This window comes from Streptomyces sp. NPDC002588, assembly GCF_040295925.1.
In the GTDB taxonomy this organism is placed as follows: domain Bacteria; phylum Actinomycetota; class Actinomycetes; order Streptomycetales; family Streptomycetaceae; genus Streptomyces.
Map to the genome: position 1 here is coordinate 1 of NZ_JBEOWF010000043.1, position 16,165 is coordinate 16,165.

Annotated in this window: 13 protein-coding genes and 1 riboswitch; of the genes, 11 read left to right on the plus strand and 2 right to left on the minus strand. The window is 69.8% G+C overall.

The features are described from left to right. Positions 1-1,434 (minus strand): cysteine desulfurase/sulfurtransferase TusA family protein (locus tag ABT057_RS37300; protein WP_352348337.1); only part of this gene is annotated, 1,434 nt, incomplete at its 3' end. A gap of 305 nt (positions 1,435-1,739) precedes the next feature. Between ABT057_RS37300 and ctaC the strand changes: the two genes are divergently transcribed. The 4 genes from ctaC (at position 1,740) to ABT057_RS37320 (ending at position 6,214) form a co-directional block, all read left to right on the plus strand. Continuing rightward, a complete protein-coding gene (gene ctaC / locus ABT057_RS37305; RefSeq protein WP_352348338.1) occupies positions 1,740-2,699 on the plus strand; it encodes an aa3-type cytochrome oxidase subunit II in 960 nt (319 codons plus the stop codon). Next, positions 2,696-4,426 carry an aa3-type cytochrome oxidase subunit I gene (gene ctaD / locus ABT057_RS37310; RefSeq protein ID WP_352348339.1) on the plus strand — a complete coding sequence of 577 codons (1,731 nt, stop codon included), beginning with the start codon at positions 2,696-2,698 and terminating at the stop codon, positions 4,424-4,426. The genes ctaC and ctaD overlap by 4 nt, the downstream gene beginning before the upstream one ends. Beyond that, positions 4,423-4,821 (plus strand): cytochrome c oxidase subunit 4, encoded by a 399-nt coding sequence (locus tag ABT057_RS37315; protein ID WP_352348340.1) that lies wholly within the window; start codon positions 4,423-4,425, stop codon positions 4,819-4,821. Before ctaD ends, ABT057_RS37315 begins: the two co-directional genes overlap by 4 nt. A gap of 130 nt (positions 4,822-4,951) precedes the next feature. Then, on the plus strand, positions 4,952-6,214 hold the full coding sequence (locus ABT057_RS37320) for a L,D-transpeptidase (protein WP_352348341.1): 1,263 nt from the start codon (positions 4,952-4,954) through the stop codon (positions 6,212-6,214). Between the two features lie 27 nt (positions 6,215-6,241). On the opposite strand, the gene ABT057_RS37325 is transcribed toward ABT057_RS37320, so the two are convergent. Next, positions 6,242-6,643 (minus strand): hypothetical protein, encoded by a 402-nt coding sequence (locus ABT057_RS37325; RefSeq protein WP_352348342.1) that lies wholly within the window; start codon positions 6,641-6,643, stop codon positions 6,242-6,244. Positions 6,644-6,789: 146 nt separating this feature from the next. On the opposite strand from ABT057_RS37325, the gene ctaE reads away from it, so the two are divergent. The 7 genes from ctaE to ABT057_RS37360 all read left to right on the plus strand — a co-directional run bounded on the left by ctaE (position 6,790) and on the right by ABT057_RS37360 (position 16,164). Continuing rightward, entirely contained in the window at positions 6,790-7,410 is a 621-nt protein-coding gene (gene ctaE, locus ABT057_RS37330) for an aa3-type cytochrome oxidase subunit III (protein WP_352348343.1), read from the plus strand. 99 nt (positions 7,411-7,509) lie between these two features. Continuing rightward, positions 7,510-8,322, plus strand: a complete 813-nt coding sequence (qcrC, locus tag ABT057_RS37335; RefSeq protein ID WP_352348344.1) for a cytochrome bc1 complex diheme cytochrome c subunit — start codon at positions 7,510-7,512, stop codon at positions 8,320-8,322. Beyond that, positions 8,319-9,380 (plus strand): cytochrome bc1 complex Rieske iron-sulfur subunit, encoded by a 1,062-nt coding sequence (gene qcrA / locus ABT057_RS37340; RefSeq protein WP_352348345.1) that lies wholly within the window; start codon positions 8,319-8,321, stop codon positions 9,378-9,380. The genes qcrC and qcrA overlap by 4 nt, the downstream gene beginning before the upstream one ends. Continuing rightward, a complete protein-coding gene (gene qcrB / locus ABT057_RS37345) occupies positions 9,377-11,041 on the plus strand; it encodes a cytochrome bc1 complex cytochrome b subunit (RefSeq protein ID WP_352348346.1) in 1,665 nt (554 codons plus the stop codon). The genes qcrA and qcrB overlap by 4 nt, the downstream gene beginning before the upstream one ends. A gap of 133 nt (positions 11,042-11,174) precedes the next feature. Continuing rightward, the gene (gene trpD / locus ABT057_RS37350) at positions 11,175-12,239 is read left to right on the plus strand and encodes an anthranilate phosphoribosyltransferase (protein ID WP_352348347.1); all 1,065 of its coding nucleotides are present in this window, start codon (positions 11,175-11,177) and stop codon (positions 12,237-12,239) included. Positions 12,240-12,313: 74 nt separating this feature from the next. Next, positions 12,314-12,430: riboswitch (SAM riboswitch) on the plus strand. A gap of 143 nt (positions 12,431-12,573) precedes the next feature. After that, the gene (locus ABT057_RS37355; protein WP_352348348.1) at positions 12,574-13,947 is read left to right on the plus strand and encodes an aminotransferase class V-fold PLP-dependent enzyme; all 1,374 of its coding nucleotides are present in this window, start codon (positions 12,574-12,576) and stop codon (positions 13,945-13,947) included. 66 nt (positions 13,948-14,013) lie between these two features. Further along, positions 14,014-16,164 carry a protein kinase domain-containing protein gene (locus ABT057_RS37360; RefSeq protein WP_352348349.1) on the plus strand — a complete coding sequence of 717 codons (2,151 nt, stop codon included), beginning with the start codon at positions 14,014-14,016 and terminating at the stop codon, positions 16,162-16,164. Position 16,165 lies beyond the last annotated feature (1 nt).

Genomic DNA, 16,165 nt, shown 5'->3' on the forward strand with positions numbered 1-16,165 from the left:
GGACGGACCGCGACGGAGCGCGAGGAACCGGCCCCCGAGCCGAGTACCGGCCCGAGCGCCGACCCGTGGGCCGGACGGATGCCGGACCCCGGCCCGGCGGACCACGTAGGCCGACCCCCGGTCCGCCGGCTCCTCGCCGATGTACTCCTGTCCCCGCATCTCGCACCACGCGGGGATGTCCAGCCGCGCCGCCTCGTCGTCGGAGAGCACCCGCACCCGCCCGCCCACCGGCACGTCCCCGATGACCTTCGCGAGTTCGATGACGGGGATCGGGCACCGCCTGCCGAGCGCGTCCACGACGAGCGCGTCCTCCCGCACGACCGCGGGGGACCGCGGCGCCCCCAGCTTCTCCCGCACCCCCGCCACGGTCCCCGGCAGCACGGTCAGGAACCGTTCCACCTCCTCCTCGGCCGCCCCCACCGGCAGCGAAACCCGCACGTTCCCCTCACTCAGCACCCCCATCGCCCTGAGCACATGGCTCGGCGTCAGCGTGCTGCTGGTGCAGGACGACCCCGACGAGACCGAGAACCCCTCCCGGTCCAGCTCGTGCAGCAGCGCCTCCCCGTCGACGTACAGGCAGGAGAAGGTGACGACGCCCGGCAGCCGCCGCTCCGGATCCCCCACGACCTCCACGTCCGGCACCAGTTCGGGCACCCGCGTCCGGATCCGCCCGGTCAGTTCCCGCAGCCGTACGGCCTCCCGGCCGGCCTCGGCCCGCACGGCCCGCAGGGACGCCGCGGCCGCCACGATCGCCGGCAGGTTCCCGAACTCCTCCGCCTCCCGCGCCGCGAACCGCACACCCTTGCGCACCACGAGCAGCCCCACCCCCGAGGGACCGCCCCATTTGTGCGCACTGGCCGTCAACACCGACCAGTCCCCGTCCACCCGCTCCCAGCCGAGCGACTGCGCCGCGTCCACCAGCAGCGGCACCCCGGCCGCACGGCACCTCTCGGCGACACCCGCGACGGGCTGCTCGGTCCCGACCTCATGATTGGCCGACTGCAGCACCGCGAGCGCGGTGTCCGCCCGCAGGGCCTCGCCGTACGCGTCGGCATCCACGGCCCCGGTCCGGTCGACACCCACCCGTGTCACCGTCCCACCGTCGTCCTCATGCCGTTCGGCCGAATGGAGTACAGACGAGTGTTCGACGGAAGACACGATCAGGTGACGCCCGATCCGCCGCCGCCCCGCCAACGCCCCCGCGATGCCCGTCTGTACGGCCCGCGTACCGGACGAGGTGAACACCAGCTCGTCGGCCCGGCAGCCGACGGCTTCCGCGGCCGCCTCCCGAGCCGCGTCGAGCAGCATCCGCGCCCGCCGCCCCTCCCGGTACAGCCGTCCGGGATCTGCCCACCCTTCGTCAAGGGAGGCCGACAGCGCCTGACGGGCGACGGGGTGCAGAGGCGCAGCTGAGGCGGCATCAAAGTAGGCCATACGGCAACGGTAGAACGGAGGAGGGTGTTCAAGGGGCGCGGCGGTGTGCCCGTCCGCGGCTGCGACGCGGGGCCCGACAAGCCACAACGCACCCGTACTCGCCACACAAGCGACACCTCCCGAGCTACTGGGCGCTTTCGGGTGACCCGCCGCGCGTACCCCACCCTCCCCGCGACCCCCCGGAGGGCGTCGGCTAGGGTTTGGTCCGCATAAACATCCAAACCCCTGCCCGACGCAGGGCGGCGACCGACCAGCGAGAAGGCCGCAGCCGATCCGCGCGGGCGAGACTCTCGGGAAGGCGCTACGTGAGTCCCAACGGCTCCGACCGCTCGCCGCGGCGCCCGATGCGGCGGAAGCTGCTGCAGGCAATGACCGCGGGCCTGGTCCTGGCGACCGCCACCGGTTGCACATACAAGGACTTCCCCCGCCTTGGTATGCCCACCCCGACCACGGAAGAGGCTCCGCGGATCCTCTCCCTGTGGCAGGGCTCCTGGGCTGCCGCGCTGGCCACCGGCGTGCTGGTGTGGGGCCTGATCCTGTGGAGTGCTTTCTTCCACCGGCGCAGCCGCACGAAGGTCGAAGTTCCTCCGCAGACCCGGTACAACATGCCCATCGAGGCGCTGTACACGGTCGTGCCGATCATCATCGTCTCGGTGCTGTTCTACTTCACGGCCCGCGACGAGTCGAAGCTCCTGAGCCTCGACAAGAAGCCCGACGTCACGGTCAACGTGGTCGGCTTCCAGTGGAGCTGGTGCTTCAACTACATCGCGAACGTCGAAGGTTCCACCGGCGACGCGAAGACCGACGAGAACCTGGACGCGATCCCGACCCGGTTCAAGGACGCGTTCCCGGCCGACGCGGGCGGCGTGTACACCTGCGGTGTCCCCAACGAGCGGAACCCGCAGACCAACAACCCGGGCCCGACCCTCTGGCTCCCCGAGGGCAAGACGGTCCGCTTCGTCCTCACCTCGCGTGACGTCATCCACTCCTTCTGGGTGGTGCCGTTCCTGATGAAGATGGACGTCATCCCGGGCCACACCAACTCCTTCCAGGTGACCCCCAACAAGGAGGGCACCTTCCTGGGCAAGTGCGCCGAGCTCTGCGGCGTCGACCATTCCCGGATGCTGTTCAACGTGAAGGTCGTCTCCCCCGAGCGGTACGAGCAGCACCTCAAGGACCTCGCCAAGAAGGGGCAGACCGGTTACGTTCCCGCGGGCATCGAGCAGACCGCCCATGAGAAGAACCGGGAGACGAACAACCTGTGAGCATCCTCAACGAACCCCAGGGTGCCGCGGCAGGCGCAGACTCCTACGAGAGCGAGCTGCCGGTCCGGCGCAAGGAGCCCGGCAACGTCGTGGTCAAGTGGCTCACCACCACCGACCACAAGACCATCGGTACGCTGTACCTGGTCACGTCTTTCGCGTTCTTCATGATCGGCGGCGTGATGGCGCTGTTCATGCGCGCCGAGCTGGCCCGTCCGGGCCTGCAGATCATGTCGAACGAGCAGTTCAACCAGGCGTTCACGATGCACGGCACGATCATGCTGCTGATGTTCGCGACGCCGCTGTTCGCCGGCTTCACGAACTGGATCATGCCGCTCCAGATCGGCGCCCCGGACGTCGCCTTCCCGCGGCTGAACATGTTCGCCTACTGGCTGTACCTGTTCGGCTCGCTGATCGCCGTCGGCGGCTTCCTCACCCCGCAGGGTGCGGCCGACTTCGGCTGGTTCGCCTACTCCCCGCTGTCGGACGCGGTCCGCAGCCCGGGCGTCGGCGCCGACATGTGGATCATGGGTCTGGCCTTCTCCGGCTTCGGCACCATCCTCGGCTCGGTCAACTTCATCACCACGATCATCTGCATGCGCGCGCCGGGCATGACCATGTTCCGCATGCCGATCTTCGTATGGAACGTCCTGCTGACCGGTGTCCTGGTCCTGCTGGCCTTCCCGGTCCTGGCGGCCGCGCTGTTCGCCCTGGAGGCGGACCGCAAGTTCGGGGCCCATGTCTTCGACGCGGCCAACGGCGGTGCGTTGCTATGGCAACACCTCTTCTGGTTCTTCGGCCATCCAGAGGTGTACATCATCGCCTTGCCGTTCTTCGGCATCATCAGTGAGATCATCCCGGTCTTCTCCCGTAAGCCGATGTTCGGCTACATGGGCCTGATCGCCGCGACGATCGCCATCGCCGGCCTCTCCGTGACGGTGTGGGCGCACCACATGTACGTCACCGGTGGCGTACTGCTCCCGTTCTTCTCCTTCATGACGTTCCTCATCGCCGTCCCGACCGGCGTGAAGTTCTTCAACTGGATCGGAACGATGTGGAAGGGGTCGTTGTCCTTCGAGACACCGATGCTCTGGGCGACGGGCTTCCTCATCACCTTCACCTTCGGTGGTCTGACCGGCGTCATCCTGGCCTCGCCGCCGATGGACTTCCACGTGTCCGACTCGTACTTCGTGGTGGCGCACTTCCACTACGTCGTCTTCGGCACCGTCGTCTTCGCGATGTTCGCCGGCTTCCACTTCTGGTGGCCGAAGTTCACCGGCAAGCTGCTCGACGAGCGCCTCGGCAAGATCACCTTCTGGACGCTGTTCGTCGGCTTCCACGGCACCTTCCTGGTCCAGCACTGGCTGGGTGCCGAGGGCATGCCGCGTCGTTACGCCGACTACCTGGCGCAGGACGGCTTCACCGCCCTGAACACGGTCTCGACGATCAGCTCGTTCGTCCTCGGTCTGTCGATCCTGCCGTTCCTCTACAACGTGTGGAAGACGGCCAAGTACGGCAAGCCGGTCGGCGTCGACGACCCGTGGGGCTACGGCCGCTCCCTGGAGTGGGCGACCTCCTGCCCGCCGCCGCGGCACAACTTCCTCACCCTGCCGCGGATCCGCAGTGAATCCCCGGCGTTCGACCTGCACCACCCGGAGATCGCCGCGCTCGAGCAGCTGGAGCACACGGGCCACGGTGCCATCCAGGGCAGCAAGGAGGCCGGCAAGTGAAGGTCCAAGGCAGGATGTTCACCTGGCTGAGCGTCTTCATCCTCGTCATGGCGATCGTCTATGGCGTGTGGTCGAAGGAGCCGGCCGGTACGACGGCCCTCTTCCTGGCCTTCGGTCTGTCCATCATGATCGGCTTCTACCTGGGCTTCACCGCCCGGCGGGTGGACGCGGGCGCCCAGGACAACAAGGAAGCGGACGTCGCGGACGACGCCGGCGAGATCGGCTTCTTCAGCCCGCACAGCTGGCAGCCGCTGTCGCTCGGCATCGGCGGCGCCCTGGCCTTCCTCGGTGTCGCGGTCGGCTGGTGGCTGCTGTACTTCTCCGTGCCGCTGATCCTGATCGGCCTGTGGGGCTGGGTCTTCGAGTACTACCACGGTGAGAACCGCACCCAGTAGCACACGCCGAGCGCATGGGAGCCCGGACACTCCGACACGGAGGTCCGGGCTCCCTCGTTTGCCGCAATCCATGTCCTCCATCCGTGGCGCCCAGCGCGCCGTGGTTGACGTGACTTCCTAGCGTGAGGTCATGAGCCACACACCTCGCTCCCGCACAGTCGTCAGCTGCGTCCTGCTGGTGATCGCCCTCGGCGCGGGGGCTGTCACCGCCTGCGGCTCGGACGGCAACCCCCTCGCCGAGCGTCCCTACGACGCGAGCGACCAGATCTCCTTCAGCGGCCTCCAGGGCGACGGCAGGAAGGCCGACCCGGCCAAGCCCCTGGAGGTCCTCGCCGAGGACGCCGACGAGCCCATCACGGACGTCATCGCCGTGGACGCCTCAGGCCGCTACGTGGCGGGCGAACTCTCCGCCGACGGCACCCGCTGGCACAGCACCCAGCCGCTGGCCGCGGACGCCCACTACACGGTCCGGGTGAGCACCGAGGACGACGACGGCGCCCCCGGCCGCCGGGTCCTCACCTTCGACACCGGCAAGCTCACCTCCCAGAAACGCCTGGGGGTCGAACTCGGCCCGGAGGCCGGGACGTACGGCGTCGGCCAGCCCGTCACCGCGAAGCTCGACCGGCCGGTCAAGGACCCGGCCCAGCGGGCCGTCGTGGAACGCGGCCTCAAGGTCGACTCCACACCGTCCGCGCCGGGCGCCTGGCACTGGGTGGACGACAAGGAGCTCCACTACCGTCCCAGGGACTACTGGCCGGCCCACGCCACGATCCGCGTCCACAGCAACCTGGACGGCATCAGGATCAGCGACGGGCTGTGGGGCGGCAGGTCGAAGGAGGTGAAGCTCACCATCGGCGACCGGATCGTCGCGGTCACCGACGCCGCGGCCCACTCCATGACGGTCTACAAGAACGACCGGGTGATCAACACCATCCCGGTCACCACCGGCAAGCCGGGCTTCGAGACCCGCAACGGCGTCAAGGTCGTCCTCGGCAAGGAACGCCTCGTACGCATGCGCAGCACCACGGTGGGCATAGCCGAGGGCTCCTCCGAGTCCTACGACCTGCCGGTCGAGTACGCCACCCGGGTCACCTGGAGCGGGGAGTACGTCCACGCCGCGCCCTGGTCGGTGGGCTCCCAGGGCTCCGCGAACGTCAGCCACGGCTGCACCGGCATGAGCACATCCAACGCCGAGTGGTTCTTCGACACGGTCCGCGCCGGCGACGTCGTCAAGGTCGTGGGCAGCAACGGCCACACGATGGAGCCGTTCGGCAACGGCTTCGGCGACTGGAACCTGGACTGGCCGAAGTGGAGCGAGGGCAGTGCCCTGACGGCGACCGGCAAGCAGAAGACCAATCAGGACACGTCGACCCTGCAGCCGGCGGCCGTGTAGCCCAGCCGCCCCACAGCCCCCGCCCTCTCAGGCGCTCAGAAGCCTCTTCCGGCGCAGCAGGGCAGCCAGCGCCGCGGCGAACTCCACAGGCTCGACCGGCAAGGTCACCGCGGCGTCCGCCCGGCTCCACGTGGCGAGCCAGGCGTCCTGCGGCCGGGCGATCAGCAGCAGCACCGGCGGGCACTGGAACACCTCGTCCTTGACCTGCCGGCACAGCCCCATACCCCCCAGGGGCACGGACTCGCCGTCGAAGACACAGACGTCGATGCCGCCCTTGTCGAGCTCCGCGACGACGGCGGCCGGGGTGGCGCACTCCACGAACTCCACCAGGGGAACGTCCTGCGCGGGCCGGCGCCCGGCCGCGAGCCGTACCTGCTCTCGGGTGTTGGAGTCGTCGCTGTAGACCAGCACCGTGGCGGTCGGCTGCATTGTTCCTCCGATGACGTCAGCGTCGTACGGACAGGCCCTGTGAGGCGGATGTTACTCCGTTCAACACCACGTCAACACCGGTACGGATGGCAGAGACACTCCGAACGGCACCCCCCGGAGTGAGGGCGGGATAAGCGACCGACATAATGTCGGTCGTGGCGACAGCAACGACAGTAGATACCGGGCACGCGCACCCGTCGGTCAATCGGCCGAACCTCACCAGTGTCGGAACCATCATCTGGCTGAGTTCCGAGCTGATGTTCTTCGCGGCCCTCTTCGCGATGTACTTCACCCTGCGATCGGTGACGGGCCCTGATCACTGGAAGGAGATGGCCGAGTCCCTGAACTTCCCGTTCTCGGCCACCAACACCACGATCCTGGTGCTCTCCTCCCTCACCTGCCAGCTCGGCGTGTTCGCCGCCGAGCGCGGTGACGTGAAGAAGCTCCGGGGCTGGTTCATCATCACCTTCGTCATGGGTGCGATCTTCATCGGCGGTCAGATCTACGAGTACACCGAGCTGGTGAAGAAGGACGGGCTCTCGCTCTCCTCCGACCCGTACGGCTCGGTGTTCTACCTGACCACCGGCTTCCACGGCATGCACGTGACGGGTGGCCTCATTGCCTTCCTGTTCGTCCTCGGCCGCACCTACGCGGCGAAGAGGTTCACGCATGAGCAGGCGACCGCGGCCATCGTCGTGTCCTACTACTGGCACTTCGTCGACGTCGTCTGGATCGGCCTCTTCGCCACGATCTACATGATCAAGTAGCCGGGCCCGCTCCACGCGCCGCACAACGCGCACATCCAGAAGCACCGCCGAAGCATCGACGAAGCATCGACGCAGAAGATCCTGACACCGGGGTAATCCGTGAAAAAGCTCTCCGCACGACGACGCCATCCGCTGGCGGCGCTCGTCGTCCTACTCCTCGCGCTGGCGTGCACGGGGGGGCTGTACGCCGCGTTCGCGCCCGCGAGCAAGGCGCAGGCAGATGAAACCGCCCAGTCCCTGGCCATCGACGAGGGCAAGAAGCTCTACGCCGTAGGCTGCGCCAGCTGCCACGGCACCGGCGGTCAGGGCAGCTCCGACGGTCCGAGCCTGGTCGGCGTGGGCGCCGCGGCCGTCGACTTCCAGGTCGGTACCGGGCGTATGCCGGCGGCCACCTCCCAGGGCGCCCAGGTGCCCTCGAAGAAGACCATCTACACCCAGGCCCAGATCGACCAGCTGGCCGCGTACATCTCCTCGCTGGGCGCCGGCCCGAACGTCCCGACCGAGGCCCAGTACGGCCCGGAAGGCGCCGACATCGCCAAGGGCGGCGAGCTGTTCCGCACCAACTGCGCGCAGTGCCACAACTTCACCGGCAAGGGCGGTGCCCTCACCAAGGGCAAGTACGCTCCGACTCTGGAGGACGTGGACCCGAAGCACATCTACGAGGCCATGCAGACCGGCCCGCAGAACATGCCCTCCTTCCCCGACACGACCCTGTCGGAGCAGAACAAGAAGGACATCATCGCGTACCTGCACGCGGTCAACGGCAGTGAGACCAACAACCCCGGTGGTCTGGAGCTGGGCGGCATCGGGCCGGTCAGTGAGGGCCTGTTCTCCTGGATCTTCGGCCTCGGCGCCCTGATCGCGGTCGCCGTCTGGGTCGCCGCTCGGACCGCAAAGGCCAAGAAGTCATGAGTAGCCAAGACATTCCAGAAGAGAACCTGCCCGCTGAGCAGGGCCACGCGCACGGGACGGCCGTAGGCGTCGCGGACGAGAAGAACCCGTTCGCCGACCCCGGGCTGCCGCCCCACGAGCACCGTGTCCAGGACATCGACGAGCGGGCCGCCAAGCGGTCCGAGCGCGCGGTCGCCTTCCTGTTCACGCTGTCGATGCTCGCCACGGTCGGCTTCATCGCCTCCTACGTGGCGATCCCCGCCGACAAGTCGGTCTTCGTGTTCCCGATCGGTCACCTCAGCGCGCTGAACTTCGCGCTGGGGCTGACCCTGGGCACGGCGCTGTTCACCATCGGCGCCGGCGCGGTCCACTGGGCCCGCACCCTGATGTCGGACGTCGAGGTCGCCGACGAGCGTCACGCGATCGCGGCCGACCCCGAGGTCCGTGCGAAGGTCCACGCGGACTTCAAGCAGGGCGCCAAGGAGTCGGCGATCGGCCGCCGCAAGCTGATCCGCAACACGATGTTCGGCGCCCTCACCCTGGTGCCGCTCTCCGGAGTCGTGCTGCTGCGCGACCTCGGCCCGCTGCCCGAGGACAAGCTGCGCCACACGCTGTGGGCCAAGGGCAAGCTGCTCGTCAACATGAACACGAACGAGCCGCTGCGGGCCTCGGACGTGGCCGTCGGTTCCCTCACGTTCTGCAAGCCGCAGGGCCTGGAGGAGGACGCCGAGGACTTCCAGAACGAGATCGCCAAGGCCGCCCTGATGATCGTCCGGCTCCAGCCCGAGGACATCAAGGACAAGCAGGAACTCGAGTGGTCGCACGAGGGGATCGTGGCGTACTCGAAGATCTGCACCCACGTCGGCTGCCCGATCTCCCTGTACGAGCAGCAGACGCACCACGTGCTGTGCCCCTGCCACCAGTCCACCTTCGACCTCTCCGACGGAGCCAAGGTCATCTTCGGCCCGGCCGGTCACCCGCTGCCGCAGCTGCGCATCGGCGTGGACGACCAGGGCTACCTCGAGGCGCTCGGCGACTTCGAAGAGCCCGTCGGTCCTGCTTTCTGGGAGCGCGGATGAGCACCAACGAGAACACCACGAGCACATCCGCCGCCGGTGCGGCGGGCCGCGACAACCGCGGGAAGGCTCCGGCCGGCGAGCGGATCGCCGACTGGGCCGACGGCCGGCTGGGGATCTACTCCCTCGCCAAGGCCAACATGCGCAAGATCTTCCCCGACCACTGGTCGTTCATGTTGGGCGAGGTCTGCCTCTACAGCTTCATCATCATCATCCTGACGGGTGTGTACCTGACGCTGTTCTTCCACCCGTCGATGAACGAGGTGGAGTACCACGGCAGCTACATCCCGCTCCAGGGACAGCTGATGTCCGAGGCGTTCAGCTCGACCCTGCACATCTCCTTCGACGTGCGCGGCGGTCTGCTCATCCGGCAGATCCACCACTGGGCGGCGCTGATCTTCCTCGCCGGCATGTTCGTGCACATGATGCGAGTGTTCTTCACCGGCGCGTTCCGCAAGCCGCGTGAGATCAACTGGCTGTTCGGCTTCCTGCTGTTCGTCCTGGGCATGTTCACCGGCTTCACCGGTTACTCGCTCCCGGACGACCTGCTCTCCGGCACCGGTGTCCGCTTCACCCAGGGCGCCATCCTGTCGATGCCGATCGTCGGCACGTACATCTCGATGTTCCTGTTCGGCGGCGAGTTCCCGGGCCACGACTTCGTGGCGCGGTTCTACTCGATCCACATCCTGCTGCTGCCGGGCATCATGCTCGGTCTGGTGGTCGGCCACCTGATCCTGGTCTTCTACCACAAGCACACGCAGTTCGCGGGCCCCGGCAAGAGCAACAAGAACGTCGTCGGCATGCCGCTGCTGCCGGTGTACATGGCCAAGGCCGGAGGCTTCTTCTTCCTGGTCTTCGGTGTCATCGCGGCCATCGCGGGCATCGCGCAGATCAACCCGATCTGGGCCATGGGCCCCTACCGTCCGGACCAGGTGTCCACCGGCGCCCAGCCCGACTGGTACATGGGCTTCGCCGAGGGCCTGATCCGCTTCATGCCGGGCTGGGAGATCAACCTCTGGGGCCACACCCTGGTCCTGGGCGTGTTCATCCCGCTGGTCCTGTTCGGTGTCGTCCTCGCGGCGCTCGCGCTCTACCCCTTCATCGAGTCGTGGATCACGGGCGACAAGCGCGAGCACCACATCCTGGACCGTCCGCGCAACGCCCCGACGCGCACCGCGCTGGGCGTCGCCTGGGTCACGATGTACATGATCACGCTGGTCGGTGGTGGCAACGACCTCTGGGCCACCCACTTCAACCTGTCGATCAACTCGATCACCTGGTTCGTCCGGATCTTCTTCTTCGTCGGACCGGTCATCGCGTACGTCCTCACCAAGCGCATCTGCCTCGGCCTGCAGCGCCGCGACAGGGAGAAGGTGCTGCACGGTCGCGAGACCGGCACCATCAAGCGCCTGCCGCACGGTGAGTTCATCGAGGTCCACGAGCCGCTCAGCCAGGAGCAGCTGCACACGCTCACGGCGCACGACCAGTACGAGCCGGCCGCGATCGGCCCGGCGGTCGACGAGAACGGCGTCGAGCGCAAGATCAAGCGCTCCCAGAAGCTGCGCGCCAAGATCAGCGGCGCGTACTTCGGCGAGGACCAGCAGATCCCGAAGCCGACCGTGGAGGAGTACAAGGAGATCACGAGCGGCCACGGCCATCACTGATCACTGAGGCGTCGCCACGCCTGCACGAAGGGCCCCGTCCGGTGTTCGGACGGGGCCCTTCGCCGTGCCCTGACCTGGATAGGGTGGGGCCCGTACGGTTCCACGACCGGCTCTACGACACCCAGGAGCGGCTATGAGCGCTGTGACCCCCGCTGGAGGCGACACCGCGGCGGGCCGTTCCTGGCCCGACGTGCTGAACTCGCTGCTGTACGGCCGGGACCAGAGCGCCGAGGCCACGGCGTGGGCGATGGACCGGATCATGCAGGGTGAGGCGACGGACGCGCAGATCGCCGGGTTCGTGGTGGCCCTGCGGGCCAAGGGCGAGACCGTCGAGGAGATCAACGGCCTCGTGCGAACCATGTACGAGCACGCCAACGTCATCGAGGTGCCCGGCCGCACGGTGGACATCGTCGGCACCGGCGGCGACGGCGCGAAGACCGTCAACATCTCCACCATGTCGGCGATCGTCGTGGCCGGCGCCGGCGCCACGGTCGTCAAGCACGGCAACCGGGCCGCGTCCTCCGCGTCCGGTGCCTCGGACGTCCTGGGGAAGCTCGGCGTCAATCTGGAGCTGACCCCGGCGCGGGTGGCCGAGGTGGCCGGGGAGGCCGGGATCACCTTCTGCTTCGCGATCAAGTTCCACCCGGCGCTGCGCCATGCGGGTGCGGCCCGCGGCCAGCTGGGCATCCGTACCGTTTTCAACGTCCTCGGGCCGCTGACCAACCCCGCCCGGGTGCGCGCCCAGGCGGTCGGCGTCGCCGACCCCCGCATGGCGCCGGTCGTCGCGGGCGTCTTCGCCGAGCGCGGCAACTCCTCCCTGGTCTTCCGGGGTGACGACGGCCTCGACGAGCTGACCACCACGGCCACCTCGCGGGTGTGGATCGTCCGCGACGGCAAGGTCACCGAGGAGAGCTTCGACCCGCGTGACGTCGGCCTCGAACTGGTCCCGGTGGAGGCCCTGCGGGGCGGCGACCCGTCGTACAACGCGGAGGTCGCCCGCCGCCTGCTGGACGGCGAGACGGGCCCGGTCCGCGACGCCGTACTGCTGAACTCGGCGGCCGCGCTGGTGGCCCTGGAGCCCGGCTCCGGCACCCTGGCCGGGCAACTGCGCGCCGGCATGGACCAGGCGGCCGAGTCGATCGACTCGGGTGCGGCCAAGCGGGTCCTGGAGCGCTGGGTGGCCGCCACCAACGCATAGCGAGCCCGGGTGATCGTCCCGCGATCCGGACACGGGTTGCGGGGCGACGATCACTTCACGTACGTTTCTGCACAGGTCATGAGTGACAGTCATGAGGCCCCGGCCGACTGTCCGGCAACCCTCCGTCCGTGGCGGGGTGCCCCGGGTGAAGACCAGGCCGTAGGCAGTGAGGTCTACGGCAAGCGCGGACCCCTCACTCTCTTCCGAGAGGCACAGTCCAGGGGTCCTGGTCTCGAGGGAGTCTTCCGTGAGCAAGCGAATGCGATAGGGCGCCGAGCCCCGCCTCCGCACACCCTTTTCACTCTTCTCTCTTTCCTCTCACGGGAGTTCCGTCATGTCCGTCGCCACCGCTGCCTTCACCGCTGCCTCCGTTCCGGCTGTTTGTACGCCTCTGCCCGTTCTCGGACGAGATGTCACCGTCCCGCTGGTGACGGGCGGCGAGGTCACCTACGCGGCACTCGACTACGCGGCCAGCGCCCCCGCCCTCCAGCGCGTCTGGGACGACGTCGCGGCCTACGCCCCGTACTACGGCAGCGTCCACCGCGGCGCCGGCTACCTCTCGCAGCTGTCGACGGACCTGTTCGAGAACGCCCGCCGGACCGTCGCCGAGTTCCTCGACTGCCGCCCCGACGACCAGCTGGTCTTCACCCGCTCCACCACCGACTCCCTGAACCTCCTCGCCGCGGCCCTCCCCGCCGGCTGCCAGGTCTTCGTCTTCGAGACCGAGCACCACGCCTCGCTGCTGCCCTGGCGGGACGCCCGGGTCACCTACCTCGACGCCCCGCGCACCCCGGGCCGGGCCGTGGAGACCCTGGAGCGGGCCCTCGCCGACCGCGACCCTCGCGGACCGGCCCTGGTCTGCGTCACCGGCGCCTCGAACGTCACCGGCGAGCTGTGGCCCGTACGGGAGCTCGCGGCGGCCGCCCACGCGCACGGCGCCCGCATCGTCCTGGACGCGGCCCAGCTCGCCCCGCACCACCCGGTGTCCGTCCGGGACCTGGACGTCGACTGGGTCGCCTTCTCCGGCCACAAGCTGTACGCCCCCTTCGGCTCCGGCGTCCTGGCCGGCCGCGCCGACTGGCTGCAGGCGGCCGACCCGTACCTCGCGGGCGGCGGCGCCAGCCGCAAGGTCACCCGGCGCGAGGACGGGGGAGTGGACGTGGAGTGGCACGACAGCGCGGCCCGCCACGAGGCCGGCTCCCCGAACGTCATCGGCGCCTACTCCATCGCCTCGGCCTGCAAGGCCCTCACGGAGGCCGGCTTCGACACGCTGGTGGCCCGCGAGCGGTACCTGATCGAGAAGGTGCGCACCGGCCTCGCCGAGGTCCCGGAGGTCCGGATCCTCTCCCTCTTCGGCGACGACGCCCCCCGGGTCGGCGTCATCTCCTTCGTCGTCGAGGGCTGGAACAGCTCCCACTTCGCCGCGGCGCTCTCCGCCGAGTACGGCATCGGCGTCCGCGACGGCCTCTTCTGCGCCCACCCGCTGGTCCGCACCCTCCTGGGCAGCGACCCGCAGGCCCAGGGCGAGTGCGGCGCCCCCGAGGCGGCCCCGGGCGAGAAGTCCCTCAACGCCATCCGGGTCAGCTTCGGCGCCGGCACGCCCGACGAGCACGTGGACCGCTTCGTCGCGGCCGTGCGCGAGCTGGTGGCCGACGGCGCGAAGTGGACGTACCGCACCGAGGACGGCCGCTGCGTCCCCGCCGTCTGACGGACCCGTGTCCATCCGGACCGATACGCTCCCCTCGGCAGCTGTACGGAGGCAGGGGGAGCACGGGTGCAGGAGCTGCGCGAGACGGATCCTCGGACCATCGGTCCCTACCAGGTCATGGGCAGGCTGGGATCCGGCGGCATGGGCGAGGTGTACCTCGCCGAGGCGCGGGGCGGGCTGCGGCTGGCGCTGAAGGTGGTGCGGGCCGAACACGCGGAGGACCGGACCTTCCGGGCACGGTTCCGGCATGAGGTGCGGGCCGCGCAGACCGTGGGCGGCGCGGGGACGTACACCGCCCGGGTCGTGGACGCGGACACCGGGGCCTTACGCCCGTGGATGGCCACCGAGTACGTGGCCGGGCCGAACCTGCGCGACGCGGTGCTCGACGGCGGGCCGCTGCCCGCCGGGGCGGTCCGGCTCCTCGCGGCCGCGCTCGGCGAGGCACTGGCCGCGATCCACGGCAAGGGGCTGGTCCACCGCGACCTCAAGCCCTCCAACATCCTGCTGGCGCCGGACGGTCCCCGGGTCATCGACTTCGGCATCGTCCGGGCGCTGGAGGGGACGGCGCTGACCCGGACCGGGGTGGTGGTCGGCTCGGTCGGCTACGTCTCGCCGGAGCAGATCCGCAACGGCGCCCAGGTGGGCCCGGCCAGCGACGTCTTCTCGCTGGGCGCGGTCCTGGCGTACGCGGCCGGCGCCAAGGAACCGTTCGGCGAGGGACAGGACTCGGTCGTCCTGCTGCGGATCCTCACCGGGGACGTCGATCTGTCCGCCGTGCCGGAGGAGCATCTGCCGCTGGTCGAGTCGTGTCTGCGGGACGACCCCGGCACCCGGCCGACGCCCGCGGACGTGGTCGCGGCCACGGGACACACCGCGCGCTCCCTGCGCGAGGGCCTGCGGTCCGGCTGGTACGCCGAAGGGGCCCAGGAGGCACCCGGCTGGGCCGACGGCGGTGAGCGCTGGGTCGCGGAACACGGCTCGGGGGAACGGGAGAGCCGGGTCGAGTACGTGGCGCCCGTGACGGTCACCGACCTGCCGGAGGCCGGGGAGCCCGCACCACGGCCGCCCTCGCGGCGCCGGCTGCTGGCGGCCCTGGGCGGCGGCGCGGGGGTGGCCGCGGCCGGGGGCCTCGGCGGATGGCTGCTGCTGCGGGACTCGTCCGCCGGCCGGGACCGGGTCACGGCCGGCCCCTCCTCGTCGGGCACACCGGCGGCGCCCCGGGCGGGCTGGCAGTACAAGGTCCAGGGGCTGGGCGGGAAGCGCGGGCCCTGCGCCGCGCTGTCGCCCGACGGGAAGCGGCTGTACGTGGGCGGCGCGGACGGCTCGCTGCACGCCGTGGGGCTGAACGGGGTGAAGGTCTGGCGGACCCCGCTGGGCGGCCAGGTCATGTCCCCGCTCGCCACCGTCGACGGCGTGTACTGCCTGCTGTTCGACGGACAGGAGGGAGCGACGAAGCTCTGCGCGCTCAGCCACGCCGGGAAGGTGCGCTGGACCAGGCCGCTCGCCGCGGCGACCAGCCAGTTCCCGGTGGCCTCGGGCAGGCTGGTCCTCGTGTCGTACGGCAGGACCTCGGACGCGGGCGGTGTCCGGGCGTTCGCCCCGGACGGCAGCGTGCGCTGGAGCACGTCCACGGGGGCGGCGCCGACCAGCGAGCCCATGGTCGCGGACGGGGTGGTGTACGCCGGCACCTTCGGGGACGAGGTGCGGGCCCTGGACGCGGCGAGCGGGAAGCGGCGGTGGACGGCGCGGGTGGGCCTCGACACCGGGCGGCCCACGCTGGTCGGGAACGTACTGGTGGTCGGCTCGGGCGGCGAGAAGACGCTGCACGGCCTCAGCCCGACGGGCACGTCGCTGTGGGACCGGGCCGACGACGAGGTGGGCGGCGGCCGCTACCTCACCTGGACGGCCTTCGGCGGCCGCGCTCTCACCGCCACCGGCTACCAGCTCGTGGCCCTGGACCCCGCCGACGGATCGGTGGCATGGACCTTCCTGCTCACCGGCGAGGGCAGCCAGTACAGCGATCCGGTGGTCGCGGGCGGCACCGTCTACCTGAGCCAGGGCTCGACGCTCTACGGCGTGAACCGACGGGGCGAGCGGACCTGGCAGCGACGGGCCGAGGGCGGAGCGTCCATCGGCACCCAGAGCCCGGTCGTCCACGACGACCGGATCTACGCCGCCACCGCCGACGGCATCACCGCCCTCGCCCTGAAGACCTAGT

Bases quoted from the DNA above. Each gene is read 5' to 3' on its own strand.
- ABT057_RS37320 (WP_352348341.1), top strand. From the start codon at position 4,952: ATGAGCCACACACCTCGCTCCCGCACAGTCGTCAGCTGCGTCCTGCTG.
- ABT057_RS37325 (WP_352348342.1), bottom strand. From the start codon at position 6,643: ATGCAGCCGACCGCCACGGTGCTGGTCTACAGCGACGACTCCAACACC.
- ctaE (WP_352348343.1), top strand. From the start codon at position 6,790: ATGTCGGTCGTGGCGACAGCAACGACAGTAGATACCGGGCACGCGCAC.
- qcrA (WP_352348345.1), top strand. From the start codon at position 8,319: ATGAGTAGCCAAGACATTCCAGAAGAGAACCTGCCCGCTGAGCAGGGC.
- qcrB (WP_352348346.1), top strand. From the start codon at position 9,377: ATGAGCACCAACGAGAACACCACGAGCACATCCGCCGCCGGTGCGGCG.
- trpD (WP_352348347.1), top strand. From the start codon at position 11,175: ATGAGCGCTGTGACCCCCGCTGGAGGCGACACCGCGGCGGGCCGTTCC.
- ABT057_RS37355 (WP_352348348.1), top strand. From the start codon at position 12,574: ATGTCCGTCGCCACCGCTGCCTTCACCGCTGCCTCCGTTCCGGCTGTT.